We start from the raw sequence: 13,670 nt of genomic DNA, 5'->3' as shown, positions 1-13,670 counted from the left end.
AACCTTATTACAGAAGGAATTGTTTCGTAATGATTTTAAATAAATGCTTGCAATTGTCGGGACTATTATATATAATAGTGAATGTTGTTCGTCGACGTTGCGATGATGTGAGAGGTTACCGACACACCCGGCCCCTTTGCCATGGGGGAGTGTGAAGGAAAATTTTCACGGAGTATGTCCGATGCAAAATTGGGCGATTAAAGGAGGGAATACAATGGCAAAGCAAAAAATTCGTATCCGCTTAAAAGCATACGACCACAGAATTCTTGATCAATCCGCTGAGAAGATCGTTGAAACAGCGAAACGTTCCGGTGCAGGAGTGTCCGGTCCAATTCCGTTGCCAACGGAAAAGCAAATCATCACGGTTCTTCGTGCGGTGCACAAGTACAAGGATTCTCGCGAGCAATTCGAAATGCGCACTCATAAGCGCCTTATCGATATCGTGAGTCCAACGCCGCAAACGGTTGATGCGCTTATGCGACTAGACCTACCGTCCGGTGTAGATATCGAAATCAAGCTGTAATAACAGCTTAAAATGAACGGATCATGGAAACGAAAAGAGGTGTCAACATGAAAGGTATCTTAGGAAAAAAACTCGGCATGACTCAAGTCTTTACCCCAGAAGGTAACGTATTGCCAGTTACAGTTATCGAAGCTGGTCCTTGCGTCGTTCTTCAGAAGAAAGACGTTGAGAATGACGGCTACGAAGCAATCCAAGTCGGCTTCGCTGACAAAAAGGAAAAGCGTGCTAACAAGCCTGAACAAGGTCACGCTAAAAAAGCAAACACAACACCTAAGCGCTACATTAAGGAATACCGTGGTATCGATCTTTCTCAATACGAAGTTGGCCAAGAATTGAAGGCTGATCTCTTCGCAGAAGGCGAGTTCGTTGACGTAACAGGTATTTCTAAAGGTAAAGGCTTTACCGGCACAATCAAGCGCTGGGGACAAAGCCGCGGACCAATGTCTCACGGTTCTCGTTACCATCGTGGCCCTGGTTCCATGGGTTCCATTCAAGCGAACCGCGTACCTAAAGGCAAACGCCTTCCAGGTCACATGGGAGCAGAAACAGTTACAATTCAAAACCTTGAGGTTGTTAAAGTGGATGCGGAACGTAACGTTATCCTCGTTAAAGGCTCCATTCCTGGTGCTAAAAACAGCTTCATTAACATTAAATCTGCAATTAAAAAGTAATTGGTGAGGAAAGGAGGAGCTCAGAATGCCTAAAGTAGCAGTATTCAACATTTCCGGTGCTCAAGTTGGCGAGATTGAACTTGCTGACAGTGTATTCGGAATTGAACCCAACAAACATGTGCTTCATGATGCTGTTGTGATGCAACTTGCATCCATGCGTCAAGGTACGCACAAAGTTAAAGGTCGTTCCGAGGTTCGCGGCGGTGGCCGTAAGCCATGGAAACAAAAAGGTACTGGTCGTGCGCGTCAAGGTTCTATTCGTGCGCCGCAATGGAAAGGCGGCGGTGTCGTTTTCGGACCAACACCACGCAGCTATGCATACAAGCTTCCTAAAAAAGTTCGTCGTTTGGCGATCAAATCCGCACTTTCTTCCAAAGTGTTGGAAAATCAAATCATCGTTCTAGACGAGTTGGCATTCAATGCGCCGAAGACGAAAGAATTCAAAGCATTGCTTAACAACTTGAAAGTGGACCGCAAAGCGCTAGTTGTGCTTCCTGAGTACAACGACAACGTTGCTTTGTCCGCTCGTAACATCCCATCCGTTAAATTGGTAGCTGCTGACGGAGTAAACGTTTATGACGTTCTTCGCCATCAAAAGCTTATCATCACTAAGGATGCGGTTTCGAAGGTACAGGAGGTGTTCGCGTAATGAAAAACCCTCGTGATATTATCAAGCGCCCAATCATCACTGAGCGTACAGCTGAAATGATGGACGACTTGAAATATGTCTTTGAAGTTGATATCCGTGCTAACAAAACGGAAATCAAAGCTGCTATCGAGCAAATCTTCAAAGTTAAAGTAGCAGGTGTGAACACGTTGCGTGTTCCAGCTAAACCTAAGCGCTATGGTCGTTACAACGGTTACACTTCCGAATGGAAGAAAGCTTTCGTAACATTGACTGCAGACAGCAAACCGCTTGAGTTCTTTGAGACGGTATAAATACACATTTCTTAAAGTTAGGAGGGAAAACTAGTGCCTATTAAAAAGTACAAACCGACATCCCCGGCTCGTCGTGCTATGAGCGTATCTACGTTCGAAGAAATTACAACGAGCACACCGGAGAAATCGTTGCTTGCGCCTCTTAGCAAACAAGCAGGTCGTAACAACCAAGGTAAAATCACAGTTCGTCACCAAGGCGGCGGACACAAGCGTAAATATCGTATTATCGACTTCAAACGTAACAAGGATGGCATTCCAGGTCGCGTTGCTACAGTCGAGTACGATCCAAACCGTACTTCCAACATCGCGTTGATCAACTACGCGGATGGTGAAAAGCGTTACATTATCGCTCCTAAAGGCTTGAAAGTTGGAGACGTAATCGTTTCTGGACCAGAAGCTGATATCAAGATCGGTAATGCATTGCCGCTTGAAAACATTCCTGTAGGTACAGTTATCCACAACATCGAGTTGAAACCAGGCAAGGGCGGTCAGTTGGTTCGTGCAGCTGGTACGGAAGCTCAATTGCTTGGTAAAGAAGAGCGTTATGTTACAATTCGTTTGGGTTCTGGCGAAGTTCGTAAAGTATTGAAAGTTTGCCGCGCTACAATCGGATCTGTAGGTAACGAAGACCATGAGCTCATCAAAGTTGGTAAAGCAGGTCGTTCTCGTTGGTTGGGCAAACGTCCAGTCGTACGTGGTGTTGTAATGAACCCTGTTGATCACCCACACGGTGGTGGTGAAGGTCGTGCACCAATCGGTCGTAAATCTCCTATGTCTCCATGGGGCAAACCGACACTTGGTTACAAGACGCGCAAGAAAGGCAAGCACTCCGACAAATACATCGTTCGTCGTCGTACGAAGTAATATTTGTTTGGTTAGTAAATTAGCCGCGTAATAAGCGAAATTAACGGATTTCGTGAAGGGAGGATTTACACATGGGTCGCAGTTTGAAAAAAGGGCCATTCATTGATGGTCATCTAATGAAAAAGGTTGAAGTTATGAACGAGAGCGGTAAAAAAGTCGTTATTAAGACTTGGTCCCGTCGTTCTACTATCTACCCTCAATTCATTGGTCACACATTCGGCGTTTATGACGGTCGCAAACACGTGCCGGTGTACGTAACTGAAGATATGGTCGGACACAAGCTTGGCGAATTCGCGCCAACTCGTACGTACAAAGGTCATGACGACGATAAAAAGACAAGACGTTAATACTGAATTCTAGCACTTGAGGGGAGGTACTTCCATGCAAGCGAAAGCACATGCGAATATGGTTCGCATCGCTCCGCGTAAAGTTCAGATCGTTCTTAACTTGATCCGCGGTAAGCAAGTAGGCGAAGCAATCGCGATTCTGCGTCACACGCCGAAAGCAGCATCTCCAATCGTGGAGAAGTTGTTGAACTCTGCTATTGCGAATGCAGAACACAACTATTCTATGGACGTGAACAAGCTCGTTATTGAGCAAACGTTCGTGAACCAAGGTCCTACGTTGAAACGTTTCCGTCCTCGCGCAATGGGACGTGCAAGCCGTATCAATAAGAAAACTAGCCACATTACGCTAGTAGTATCTGAGAAATAAGGAGGGAAAACGTGTGGGTCAAAAGGTAAATCCAGTCGGACTTCGAGTGGGTGTTATCCGCGATTGGGAGTCTAAGTGGTATGCTGAAAAAGATTTCGGTACATTACTTATCGAAGACGTAAAAATCCGGGAATACCTCAAAAATAAATTGAAAGATGCGGCAGTATCGCGCATCGAGATCGAACGTGCAGCTAACCGCGTAAACGTTACGATCCACACCGCTAAGCCGGGTATGGTAATCGGTAAAGGCGGTTCCGAAGTTGAAGCACTTCGCCGTGAAGTAACTAAAATTGCTAACGGTAAAAAAGTTCACATCAACATTTCGGAAATCAAAACACCAGATTTGGACGCTATTCTTGTTGCTGAGAGCATTGCTCAACAACTTGAGCGCCGCGTTTCTTTCCGTCGTGCACTTAAACAAGCTATTCAACGCACTATGCGTTCCGGTGCAAAAGGAATTAAAACTGCGGTAAGCGGACGTCTGGGCGGTGCTGAAATCGCTCGTTCGGAAGGATACAGCGAAGGAACTGTACCACTTCATACGCTTCGCGCTGATATCGACTACGGAACTGCGGAAGCTCATACAACTTACGGCCGTATCGGCGTAAAAGTATGGATTTATCGTGGAGAGGTACTTCCTACGGCTAAGAAAAAGGCTGTTGAGGAAGGAGGCAACTAATCATGTTGGTACCTAAACGTGTAAAACATCGTAAACAACAACGTGGTAGCTTGAAAGGTCGCGCTAAAGGCGGCACAACGGTTCACTTCGGTGAATTCGGTTTGCAAGCTCTTGAGCCAACTTGGATTACGAACCGTCAGATCGAGTCCGCTCGTATCGCGATGACTCGTTATATCAAGCGTGGTGGTAAAGTATGGATTAAAATCTTCCCAGACAAACCAATAACGGCTAAGCCGCTAGAGGTACGTATGGGTAGTGGTAAAGGTAATGTTGAGAAATGGGTAGCTGTGGTTAAGCCTGGTAAAGTTATGTTCGAACTTTCTGGTGTACCTGAGGAAGTCGCTCGTGAAGCGATGCGCCTTGCTGCTCACAAGCTGCCTTGCAAAACTAAGTTTGTGAAACGCGAAGAATTGGGTGGTGAAGCAAATGAAAGCTAGTGAATTCCGCAACTTGACCACTGCTGAACTTGAACAGAAGATTGCAGGATTCAAGGAAGAACTTTTCAACCTCCGTTTCCAATTGGCTACTGGACAGCTTGACAACCCAACTCGTATCCGTGACGTGCGTAAAGCAATTGCTCGTGCGAAAACGGTATTGCATGAAAGAGAACTTGGGATCACTAGTTAATTGAAGTCAACGTCTTGACTGAAAATAGACATCCTGTAACCAGGAAGGAGGCAATACACTGATGAGTGAACAACGTAATGCTCGTAAAGTGCAAATCGGTAAAGTTGTCAGCGATAAAATGGACAAAACAATCGTAATCGCGGTTGAAACGTACAAAAAGCATAACTTGTACCACAAACGCATTAAACATACGGAAAAGTTCAAAGCTCACGACGAAAACAATGAAGCTAAAATCGGCGATACTGTAAAAGTCATGGAGACTCGTCCGCTGTCTAAAGACAAGCGCTGGAGACTCGTGGAGATCGTTGAAAAAGCAGTAATCGTTTAATGTCCGGGTAGCTCTACCGAAAGGAGGAAATCAGAATGATTCAACCATTTACACGTTTGAAAGTAGCAGATAACTCTGGTGCGAAAGAATTGATGTGTATCCGTGTGTTGGGTGGTACGGGACGTCGTGTAGGACACATCGGTGACCTAATCGTATGCTCCGTGAAACAAGCAACACCAGGTGGCGTTGTCAAAAAGGGTGACGTAGTTAAGGCAGTTATCGTTCGTACAAAACGTTCGGTACGTCGTAAAGACGGTTCTTACATCGCTTTCGATGAGAACGCAGCGGTTATCGTTAAGGAAGATAAGGGACCACGCGGAACGCGTATCTTCGGACCTGTTGCTCGTGAACTTCGCGAGAAAGATTTCATGAAGATCGTTTCCTTGGCTCCGGAAGTTATCTAAATCAACTTGCCTGCCTGGCAAGACTCAGGAGGTGTAACACATGCCACGATTGAAGAAGATTCTCGAGTCGCATAATAATAAATTGCACGTGAAAAAAGACGACACGGTCATCGTTATCACAGGTAAAGATAAAGGTAAAAAAGGCCGCGTCATCGCAGCATTCCCTCGTCAAAACCGCGTTCTTGTAGAAGGCGTAAACATGGTGAAGAAGCACCAGAAGCCTAACCAAAAGAACCCACAAGGCGGTATTATTGAGCAAGAGGCTGCTATCCACGCTTCCAACGTGATGCACGTGGATCCAAAGTCCGGTAAAGTAACGCGCATCGGTTACAAAGTAGAGAACGGTAAAAAAGTGCGCGTAGCTAAACGTTCCGGCGCTATTATCGACTAATTGCTAGGAAAGGAGGTCCATTTACAATGGCAGCTCGTATGAAAGAACGTTATTTGAACGACATTACTCCTGCTCTTATGCAGAAGTTCAACTATACAACAGTCATGCAAGTACCTAAAGTTGATAAAGTTGTTATCAACATGGGTATGGGTGAAGCTGTTCAGAACTCCAAAGTACTGGACACAGCTGTAGCTGAATTGCAACTGATTGCTGGTCAAAAGCCAGTTATTACACGTGCTAAAAAGTCTATCGCAGGCTTCAAGCTTCGTGAAGGAATGCCGATCGGTGTTAAGGTTACATTGCGCGGTGAGCGTATGTACCACTTCTTGGACAAATTGTTCAACGTAACGCTTCCACGTGTTCGTGACTTCCGCGGAATTTCGAACAAAGCGTTTGACGGTCGTGGTAACTACACGCTTGGTCTTAAAGATCAATTGATCTTCCCTGAGATCGAGTACGATAAAGTTGATAAAGCACGCGGTATGGATATCGTCATCGTTACTACAGCGAAGACTGACGAAGAGTCCCGTGAATTGTTGACGCAACTCGGCATGCCTTTCGTGAAGTAAGGTCGGTCTAACTCATCATTTGATGAATAAAATTAGGACATGAATTTGTCCGGTGACCATGATGTCACGACAAAGTTCATAGGAGGTGTCAACACGTGGCAAAAACTTCGATGGTTGTTAAACAGCAACGCAAGCCGAAGTTCCAAGTACGCGCATACACTCGTTGTGAGCGTTGCGGTCGTCCGCATTCTGTATTGCGTAAGTTCAAAATTTGCCGAATTTGTTTCCGCGAATTGGCACATAAAGGCCAGATTCCTGGCGTTAAAAAAGCTAGCTGGTAATCAACCCTGTTGCGGGAAGGAGGTTTACACTAATGGTTATGTCTGATCCAATTGCTGATATGCTAACTCGCATTCGCAATGCTAACACAGTACGTCATGAAACAGTGGAAATGCCTGCTTCTACGATGAAGAAGCAAATCGCTGAAATCCTGAAGCGTGAAGGCTTTATCCGTGATGCAGAATACATTGATGACAACAAACAAGGGATCATCCGTATTTTCTTGAAATATGGTCAAAACCAAGAGCGTGTCATCACTGGTTTGAAGCGTATCTCTAAACCAGGTCTACGCGTTTACACGAAGTCTAACGAGGTACCTCGTGTACTTGGCGGTCTCGGAATCGCAATCATCTCGACATCCAAAGGCGTTTTGACGGACAAAGAAGCTCGTCAATCCAAATCTGGTGGCGAAGTGATCTGCTACGTTTGGTAATTTACTGCATAATGATAGGAGGTGCAACAACACATGTCTCGTATTGGTCGCAAACCAATTAACGTTCCAGGTGAGGTAACAGTTACTCTGGACAATAGCGTGATTACGGTTAAAGGACCGAAAGGATCGTTGACTCGTGAACTTCATAAAGATATTCAAGTATCTCTTGAAGAGAACGTGATTAACGTTACTCGTCCTTCTGAACATAAACTTCACCGTTCCCTTCACGGAACAACTCGCAGCGTCATCAGCAACATGATCAACGGCGTAACGGAAGGCTACTCCAAAACTTTGGAGCTAGTTGGTGTCGGATATCGTGCAAACAAAACTGGTGACAAGCTCGTACTAAACGTTGGATACTCTCACCCAGTTGAGATCACTCCAGAAGCTGGTATTGAGTTCGAAGTACCAACTCAAACACAAATCATTGTTAAAGGTATTAACAAAGAGCGTGTTGGTGAGTATGCTGCAAAAATTCGCGCTGTACGTGCACCAGAGCCTTACAAAGGCAAAGGTATCAAGTACCAAGGCGAACGCATTCTGCGTAAAGAAGGTAAAGCAGGCAAGAAGAAGTAAGATCTTGCCTAGCTCGCTTACCTCTGTAGCTTAATGGCTAAACTGAAGGGAGTGAAAACAACGATGATCACAAAAGGCGATAAGAACAAAGCTCGTTTGAAACGTCACCTTCGTGTGCGTAAGAAAATTCAAGGAACGACTGCACGTCCACGTTTGAACGTATTCCGTTCCTCTAAGCATATCTACGCTCAATTGATCGACGATGTGAAGGGCGTAACTGTTGCTTCCGCTTCGACAATGGACAAAGAATTGCGTGATCAAATCAAAAACGGCGGCAGCGTAGAAGCGGCAGCTAAAGTTGGCGAATTGATTGCAAAACGTGCTAAAGAGCAAGGCCAAACAAATGTGGTATTCGACCGCGGTGGCTACTTGTACCATGGACGTATTCAAGCATTGGCAGACGCAGCTCGTGAAGCTGGTCTTGAGTTCTAAGAATTTTAACAAAAGGAGGTTAACGACTTGCGAGTTGATCCAAACACGTTAGAAATATCTGAAAAAGTTGTTCAAATTAACCGCGTTTCTAAAGTTGTAAAAGGCGGACGTCGTTTCAGCTTTAGCGCACTTGTCGTTGTCGGCGACGGCAAAGGCTGGGTTGGCGTAGGAATCGGTAAAGCATCCGAAGTACCAGACGCAATCCGCAAAGGTATCGAAGACGCTAAGAAAAATCTAATTCATGTTCCTTTCGTTGGCACAACAATTCCTCACCAAGTAATTGGTCACTTCGGCGCTGGTAAAGTTCTTCTTAAACCAGCTTCTGAAGGTACAGGAGTTATTGCTGGTGGCCCGGTTCGTGCTGTGTTGGAGTTGGCTGGTGTAGGCGACATCTTGACGAAGTCCCTAGGTTCTTCAAACTCCATGAACATGGTAAACGCTACGCTTGAAGGTTTGTCTCGTTTGAAAACTGTAGAGCAAGTAGCTAAGCTTCGTGGCAAATCCGTAGAGGAACTGTTAGGATAAGGAGGGGACGACAATGGCTAAATTGCAAATTACCCTCGTTCGCAGTCTGATCGGTCGCCCGGAAACTCACCGTAAGACGGTGAACACTTTGGGCCTACGCAAGCTGAACCAGACGGTTGTTCAGAACGACAGCCCTGCGATTCGCGGCATGGTAAAACAAGTGACTCACTTGGTTGAAGTTAAAGAAATCGAAGCGTAAGCTTTGAAACAATCAATTTCAACAAATGAATTACGATCGAACACTCGATTGATATATAACAGTATAAATATTTAAGGAGGTGCAACGAACGATGAATTTGCATGAACTTTCTCCAGCACCTGGCTCCCGTAAGGATGGCTTCCGTCGCGGACGTGGTATCGCTTCCGGTAACGGTAAGACAGCAGGTCGCGGTCACAAAGGTCAAAATGCTCGTTCCGGTGGTGGTGTTCGTCCAGGCTTTGAGGGCGGACAAAACCCATTGTACCGTCGTTTGCCTAAGCGTGGATTTACGAATCCAACTCGTAAAGAGTATGCTGTGTTGAACGTAGCGGACTTGAACCGTTTCGAAGCAGGAACTGAAGTAACTCCGGAATTGCTTATGGAGCAAGGTATCATCAAGAACCCATTGAGCGGAATCAAGATCTTGGGTACTGGTGACTTGTCTGTTAAGCTTACGGTTAAAGCTAACAAGTTCTCTCAATCTGCGGTAGAGAAGATCGAGGCTGCCGGCGGTAAATCCGAGGTGATCTAATGTTTAAGACCGTATCGAATATATGGCGAATAGGGGATCTGAGAAGCAAGATTTTGTTTACTCTTGGTGTCCTTATCATCTATCGCGTCGGGTCCTTTATTCCGGTTCCCGGCGTTGATCCATCGGTCTTTCAAAGCAACACCGCTGGAACAGAATTATTTAGCTTGCTGAATACTTTCTCCGGCGGTGCGTTGTTCCAATTTTCCATCTTTGCAATGAGTATCTTTCCATACATCACGGCATCGATCATCATGCAGCTTCTTTCCATGGACGTGGTTCCGAAGTTTGCACAATGGGCGAAAGAAGGCGAAGTTGGTAAACGTAAAATTGCTCAGTTTACGCGTTATGGAACAATAATCTTAGGTTTAATCCAAGCAATCGGTACGGCTGTTGGTTTCAATAGAATGTACGGAATGCAGATGATACCAAACGCGACCATGACGGATTACGTAGTGATCGCCATTGTTTTGACAGCTGGTACCGCATTTCTCATGTGGCTCGGTGAGCAAATCACTGAGAAAGGTATTGGCAACGGTATATCCATTATCATCTTTGCGGGTATAGTGGCTGGTATTCCAACACTTCTCGGGAAGATGTATGAATCACAATTTGTTAACGGTGATGGACAACTGTTCCTTGGCATTCTTAAAATGGTCATTGTTGCAATTGTGATCTTGCTAATTATTGTAGCGGTTATTTTCATCCAGCAAGGATCTCGTAAGATTCCGGTACAATATGCGAAGCGTGTTGTTGGAAACAAAATGTATGGAGGCCAGAATACGCACATTCCACTTAAAGTGAATGGTGCAGGGGTTATCCCAGTAATCTTCGCTTCTTCATTACTAATGTTCCCAACAGTAATCGCTCAGTTCTGGGCTGATAAAGCATGGGCTCAATGGATCATTAACAATACGTCTTCTGATAAGCCGCTTGGTATGACCATTTTCGTTCTGCTTATTATCGGTTTCACGTTCTTCTACACGTTCGTTCAATTGAATCCACAGCAAATGGCGGATCAAATGAAAAAGAACGGTGGCTATATTCCAGGCATTCGCCCGGGTAAAGCTACAGCTACTTACTTGACACGAGTGATGTCTCGTATTACTCTTTCTGGTGCCATCTTCTTGGCTCTAATTGCAGTATTACCAGTGTTCCTTGGATCACTTGCAGGCTTCCCGCGTGAAGTACAGCTTGGTGGAACGTCGTTTCTTATCGTTGTCGGCGTAGCGCTTGATACGATGAAACAGGTTGAAAGCCAGTTGATTAAACGCCACTACAAAGGTTTTATCAATAAATAGGCAATAGGTACTGACTTAGGTCGGCACCTATTGTGCTGTTTCTTGTAAAGCAGAGGCTTAACGAATGCCATCGAAAGCATACACTTCCGACGAAAGTTAAGCCTATGCTTACCAAAAAGGGAGTGACATTCGATGAACATTCTATTCATGGGGCCTCCTGGGGCAGGTAAAGGGACGCAGGCTGAACGCATTGTAACGGAGTTCGGTATTCCTCATATCTCCACAGGCGATGCGTTTCGTGCAGCAATGCGCGAGGAAACGCCCATCGGCTTAAAGGCAAAGGAATACATTGATCAAGGTCTGCTCGTTCCTGATGACGTTACAGTCGGGATTGTGCGAGAGCGTCTCGCTCAGCCGGACTGTGAGAAAGGGTTCTTATTGGACGGTTTCCCACGCACGTTGGCTCAAGCTGAAGCTTTGGACGACATGTTAGGAACACTAGGTCGCAAATTGGACCATGTCATCAACCTGAGCGTTGACCGTGAATTATTACTGGCACGTCTCACAGGCAGACGCATTTGCAAGTCTTGCGGCGCGACGTACCATGTCATTTTTAACCCGCCACAACAAGTAGGTGTCTGTGATAAGTGCCAGGGTGAGCTATACCAACGTTCGGATGATTCCGAAGAGAAAGTTGGCACACGCTTGGATGAATATATCAACAAGACAGCCCCTTTGCTTAACTATTACGGTGACAAAGGCTTGTTGCGTGATGTTGACGGGGAGAAGGAAATTGATACGGTGACGTCTGAAGTCGTATCTTTACTGCGAGGTTAAACGAATGATCATTTGTAAGTCCGAAGTGGAATTAGGCTTTATGAGAGAAGCAGGGAGAATCGTTGCGGAAACGCATCGTCTTATGGCCCAATCGATCAAGCCGGGCATTACGACTCGGGAGCTTGATGCTATCGCGGAACAATTCATTCGCAGCCAAGGAGCATCTCCTTCTTTCAAGGGATACAACGGGTTCTCTGGAAGCATTTGCGCATCAGTCAATGAAGAGCTGGTGCACGGTATTCCTGGTAACCGCGTATTAAACGAAGGCGACATCATCAGCATCGACATCGGCGCAGAGTATCGTGGGTACCATGGTGACTCAGCTTGGACATATGGTGTTGGACAGATTTCTGAAGAAGCGCAGAGATTGCTGGACGTTACAGAACGTTCTCTCTACGCTGGTTTGGAGCTAGTTCGACCAGATGAACGGTTGTACACTATTTCTCATGCCATACAACGTGTCATTGAAGATGCAGGTTTTTCCGTCGTACGTGAGTACGTCGGGCATGGAATCGGTGCGAGTCTTCATGAAGAACCACAGATTCCGAACTACGGTAGCCCGAACCGTGGGCCTCGACTCAAGCCGGGTATGGTACTCGCGATTGAGCCGATGGTCGTTATTGGTGAGCGTTATGTGAAAACACTTGCGGATAACTGGACGGTCGTGACGGTGGATGGAACATGGTGTGCTCACTTTGAGCATACAGTTGCAGTAACACCGGACGGTTGCGAAATTTTGACGAGATTGCAAGAGTAGGTGAGGGGATGAATAATATTCTGAACCCGCAGATCGGGCAGTTTGTCAAAGTGGCTCAAGGCAGAGACGCCGGCAAGCTCGCTATCATCGTTGGCTTGGAGCCTGAGCGATTTGTCTTTATCGCGGACGGGGACAAACGCAAGTTTGAACAACCGAAACGTAAAAACCTGCTTCATCTGGAGTTGCAGAAGGATATAAGCCGCGAAGTTGTCCAGAGTTTAAACGAAAGCGGACGGGTTACAAACAGCAAGCTTCGCTACGTCATTCAGAAGTATGCGGAGCAGTTGAATGAAGCAAATGCGGAATAGAAAGGAGAATCACGTTGGCCAAGGAAGATGTGATTGAAGTAGAAGGAACGGTCATCGAGCCGTTGCCAAACGCGACATTTCGAGTTGAGTTAGAGAACGGACATCAGATTCTTGCCCATGTTTCTGGAAAGCTGCGGATGCACTTTATCCGTATCCTGACGGGGGACAAAGTGGTCGTACAGCTATCGCCATACGATTTGAGCAAAGGTCGCATCACATATCGTAAGTAGCACTAGCACTCGGAGCTTCAAGGAGCGCTTGCAATGCACTTGCAAACCAACAGACTGCATGCGAGACGGTTCTACGCGTGCAACTTAAGGACTGGGAGGTATTCAGCATGAAGGTAAGACCTTCTGTTAAGCCCATTTGCGAGAAATGCAAAGTCATTCGTCGCAAAGGTAACGTTATGGTAATTTGTGAAAATCCGAAACACAAACAAAAACAAGGATAATTGAAGGGGGTGTAGCGTAAATGGCTCGTATAGCTGGTGTAGACTTGCCACGTGATAAACGCGTTGAGATCGCCTTGACATACATTTTCGGTATCGGAAAGACAACATCTCAAAAAGTAATCGCAGCAACTGGTGTGAATGCTAATACGCGTGTTCGTGATCTTACAGAAGACGAAGTAAACGCTATTCGTGAAACAATTGATAAAACGGTTAAGGTTGAGGGTGACCTTCGTCGTGAAATTTCTTTGAACATCAAGCGTCTGGTTGATATCGGATGTTACCGTGGTGTTCGCCATCGTCGTGGATTGCCTGTTCGTGGTCAACGCACGAAAACTAATGCTCGTACACGCAAAGGCCCTCGTCGTACGGTAGCAAATAAGAAGAAGTAAGGAGG

28 protein-coding genes are annotated in these 13,670 nt (G+C 45.9%); all 28 read left to right on the top strand.

The annotated features are described in order from the left end of the window. Positions 1 to 214: 214 nt before the first annotated feature. Entirely contained in the window at positions 215 to 523 is a 309-nt protein-coding gene (gene rpsJ, locus FPZ44_RS26080; RefSeq protein WP_028595127.1) for a 30S ribosomal protein S10, read from the top strand. A 47-nt stretch (positions 524 to 570) separates the two neighbouring features. Continuing rightward, on the top strand, positions 571 to 1,194 hold the full coding sequence (gene rplC, locus FPZ44_RS26075; RefSeq protein ID WP_144995545.1) for a 50S ribosomal protein L3: 624 nt from the start codon (positions 571 to 573) through the stop codon (positions 1,192 to 1,194). Between the two features lie 25 nt (positions 1,195 to 1,219). After that, positions 1,220 to 1,843 (top strand): 50S ribosomal protein L4, encoded by a 624-nt coding sequence (gene rplD, locus FPZ44_RS26070; protein WP_144995543.1) that lies wholly within the window; start codon positions 1,220 to 1,222, stop codon positions 1,841 to 1,843. Further along, a complete protein-coding gene (gene rplW / locus FPZ44_RS26065) occupies positions 1,843 to 2,133 on the top strand; it encodes a 50S ribosomal protein L23 (protein WP_028595130.1) in 291 nt (96 codons plus the stop codon). The genes rplD and rplW overlap by 1 nt, the downstream gene beginning before the upstream one ends. Positions 2,134 to 2,166: 33 nt before the next feature. Beyond that, a complete protein-coding gene (gene rplB, locus FPZ44_RS26060) occupies positions 2,167 to 2,997 on the top strand; it encodes a 50S ribosomal protein L2 (protein WP_144995541.1) in 831 nt (276 codons plus the stop codon). Between the two features lie 71 nt (positions 2,998 to 3,068). Next, positions 3,069 to 3,344, top strand: coding sequence for a 30S ribosomal protein S19 (gene rpsS / locus FPZ44_RS26055; protein ID WP_028595132.1), 276 nt, complete (start codon positions 3,069 to 3,071; stop codon positions 3,342 to 3,344). A 34-nt stretch (positions 3,345 to 3,378) separates the two neighbouring features. Further along, positions 3,379 to 3,711: a 50S ribosomal protein L22 gene (gene rplV, locus FPZ44_RS26050; RefSeq protein WP_028595133.1), complete on the top strand. Its 333-nt coding sequence runs from the start codon at positions 3,379 to 3,381 to the stop codon at positions 3,709 to 3,711. Positions 3,712 to 3,724: 13 nt separating this feature from the next. Beyond that, positions 3,725 to 4,390 carry a 30S ribosomal protein S3 gene (gene rpsC / locus FPZ44_RS26045; RefSeq protein WP_028595134.1) on the top strand — a complete coding sequence of 222 codons (666 nt, stop codon included), beginning with the start codon at positions 3,725 to 3,727 and terminating at the stop codon, positions 4,388 to 4,390. A 2-nt stretch (positions 4,391 to 4,392) separates the two neighbouring features. Then, complete coding sequence (gene rplP, locus FPZ44_RS26040; RefSeq protein ID WP_028595135.1) at positions 4,393 to 4,827, top strand: 50S ribosomal protein L16; 435 nt, start codon at positions 4,393 to 4,395, stop codon at positions 4,825 to 4,827. Beyond that, entirely contained in the window at positions 4,817 to 5,017 is a 201-nt protein-coding gene (gene rpmC, locus FPZ44_RS26035) for a 50S ribosomal protein L29 (protein WP_028595136.1), read from the top strand. Before rplP ends, rpmC begins: the two co-directional genes overlap by 11 nt. Before the next feature lie 61 nt (positions 5,018 to 5,078). Continuing rightward, positions 5,079 to 5,345: a 30S ribosomal protein S17 gene (gene rpsQ / locus FPZ44_RS26030; RefSeq protein WP_144995539.1), complete on the top strand. Its 267-nt coding sequence runs from the start codon at positions 5,079 to 5,081 to the stop codon at positions 5,343 to 5,345. 35 nt (positions 5,346 to 5,380) lie between these two features. Continuing rightward, on the top strand, positions 5,381 to 5,749 hold the full coding sequence (gene rplN / locus FPZ44_RS26025; protein ID WP_028595138.1) for a 50S ribosomal protein L14: 369 nt from the start codon (positions 5,381 to 5,383) through the stop codon (positions 5,747 to 5,749). A 40-nt stretch (positions 5,750 to 5,789) separates the two neighbouring features. Then, a complete protein-coding gene (rplX, locus tag FPZ44_RS26020) occupies positions 5,790 to 6,140 on the top strand; it encodes a 50S ribosomal protein L24 (RefSeq protein ID WP_084509214.1) in 351 nt (116 codons plus the stop codon). 26 nt (positions 6,141 to 6,166) lie between these two features. Next, positions 6,167 to 6,709, top strand: coding sequence for a 50S ribosomal protein L5 (gene rplE, locus FPZ44_RS26015; RefSeq protein ID WP_144995537.1), 543 nt, complete (start codon positions 6,167 to 6,169; stop codon positions 6,707 to 6,709). Positions 6,710 to 6,804: 95 nt separating this feature from the next. Beyond that, the gene (locus FPZ44_RS26010) at positions 6,805 to 6,990 is read left to right on the top strand and encodes a type Z 30S ribosomal protein S14 (protein WP_028595141.1); all 186 of its coding nucleotides are present in this window, start codon (positions 6,805 to 6,807) and stop codon (positions 6,988 to 6,990) included. Between the two features lie 32 nt (positions 6,991 to 7,022). After that, positions 7,023 to 7,421, top strand: a complete 399-nt coding sequence (rpsH, locus tag FPZ44_RS26005; RefSeq protein WP_144995535.1) for a 30S ribosomal protein S8 — start codon at positions 7,023 to 7,025, stop codon at positions 7,419 to 7,421. A gap of 33 nt (positions 7,422 to 7,454) precedes the next feature. Continuing rightward, on the top strand, positions 7,455 to 7,997 hold the full coding sequence (gene rplF, locus FPZ44_RS26000; protein WP_144995532.1) for a 50S ribosomal protein L6: 543 nt from the start codon (positions 7,455 to 7,457) through the stop codon (positions 7,995 to 7,997). Between the two features lie 63 nt (positions 7,998 to 8,060). After that, positions 8,061 to 8,429, top strand: a complete 369-nt coding sequence (gene rplR / locus FPZ44_RS25995; RefSeq protein ID WP_144995530.1) for a 50S ribosomal protein L18 — start codon at positions 8,061 to 8,063, stop codon at positions 8,427 to 8,429. Between the two features lie 27 nt (positions 8,430 to 8,456). After that, positions 8,457 to 8,954 (top strand): 30S ribosomal protein S5, encoded by a 498-nt coding sequence (gene rpsE / locus FPZ44_RS25990; protein ID WP_144995528.1) that lies wholly within the window; start codon positions 8,457 to 8,459, stop codon positions 8,952 to 8,954. Between the two features lie 13 nt (positions 8,955 to 8,967). Continuing rightward, entirely contained in the window at positions 8,968 to 9,153 is a 186-nt protein-coding gene (gene rpmD / locus FPZ44_RS25985; protein ID WP_144995526.1) for a 50S ribosomal protein L30, read from the top strand. 91 nt (positions 9,154 to 9,244) lie between these two features. Then, positions 9,245 to 9,685 carry a 50S ribosomal protein L15 gene (rplO, locus tag FPZ44_RS25980; protein WP_144995524.1) on the top strand — a complete coding sequence of 147 codons (441 nt, stop codon included), beginning with the start codon at positions 9,245 to 9,247 and terminating at the stop codon, positions 9,683 to 9,685. Further along, the gene (gene secY / locus FPZ44_RS25975; RefSeq protein WP_144995522.1) at positions 9,685 to 10,983 is read left to right on the top strand and encodes a preprotein translocase subunit SecY; all 1,299 of its coding nucleotides are present in this window, start codon (positions 9,685 to 9,687) and stop codon (positions 10,981 to 10,983) included. Before rplO ends, secY begins: the two co-directional genes overlap by 1 nt. Positions 10,984 to 11,115: 132 nt before the next feature. Further along, positions 11,116 to 11,760, top strand: a complete 645-nt coding sequence (locus tag FPZ44_RS25970; protein WP_144995520.1) for an adenylate kinase — start codon at positions 11,116 to 11,118, stop codon at positions 11,758 to 11,760. Positions 11,761 to 11,764: 4 nt separating this feature from the next. Then, complete coding sequence (map, locus tag FPZ44_RS25965; RefSeq protein ID WP_144995517.1) at positions 11,765 to 12,517, top strand: type I methionyl aminopeptidase; 753 nt, start codon at positions 11,765 to 11,767, stop codon at positions 12,515 to 12,517. Positions 12,518 to 12,525: 8 nt separating this feature from the next. Further along, positions 12,526 to 12,825 (top strand): KOW domain-containing RNA-binding protein, encoded by a 300-nt coding sequence (locus FPZ44_RS25960; protein WP_144995515.1) that lies wholly within the window; start codon positions 12,526 to 12,528, stop codon positions 12,823 to 12,825. A 14-nt stretch (positions 12,826 to 12,839) separates the two neighbouring features. Continuing rightward, positions 12,840 to 13,055 carry a translation initiation factor IF-1 gene (infA, locus tag FPZ44_RS25955; protein ID WP_006676514.1) on the top strand — a complete coding sequence of 72 codons (216 nt, stop codon included), beginning with the start codon at positions 12,840 to 12,842 and terminating at the stop codon, positions 13,053 to 13,055. 107 nt (positions 13,056 to 13,162) lie between these two features. Continuing rightward, a complete protein-coding gene (rpmJ, locus tag FPZ44_RS25950) occupies positions 13,163 to 13,276 on the top strand; it encodes a 50S ribosomal protein L36 (RefSeq protein WP_003333770.1) in 114 nt (37 codons plus the stop codon). Between the two features lie 20 nt (positions 13,277 to 13,296). Then, positions 13,297 to 13,665 (top strand): 30S ribosomal protein S13, encoded by a 369-nt coding sequence (gene rpsM / locus FPZ44_RS25945; protein ID WP_028595152.1) that lies wholly within the window; start codon positions 13,297 to 13,299, stop codon positions 13,663 to 13,665. Positions 13,666 to 13,670 lie beyond the last annotated feature (5 nt).

Origin of the sequence: Paenibacillus agilis, from assembly GCF_007786455.1 — a bacterium.
Lineage (GTDB): Bacteria > Bacillota > Bacilli > Paenibacillales > Paenibacillaceae > Paenibacillus_B > Paenibacillus_B agilis.
The sequence above is the reverse complement of the archived record's forward strand: the minus strand, read 5'-3'. Positions and strand labels throughout refer to the sequence as shown.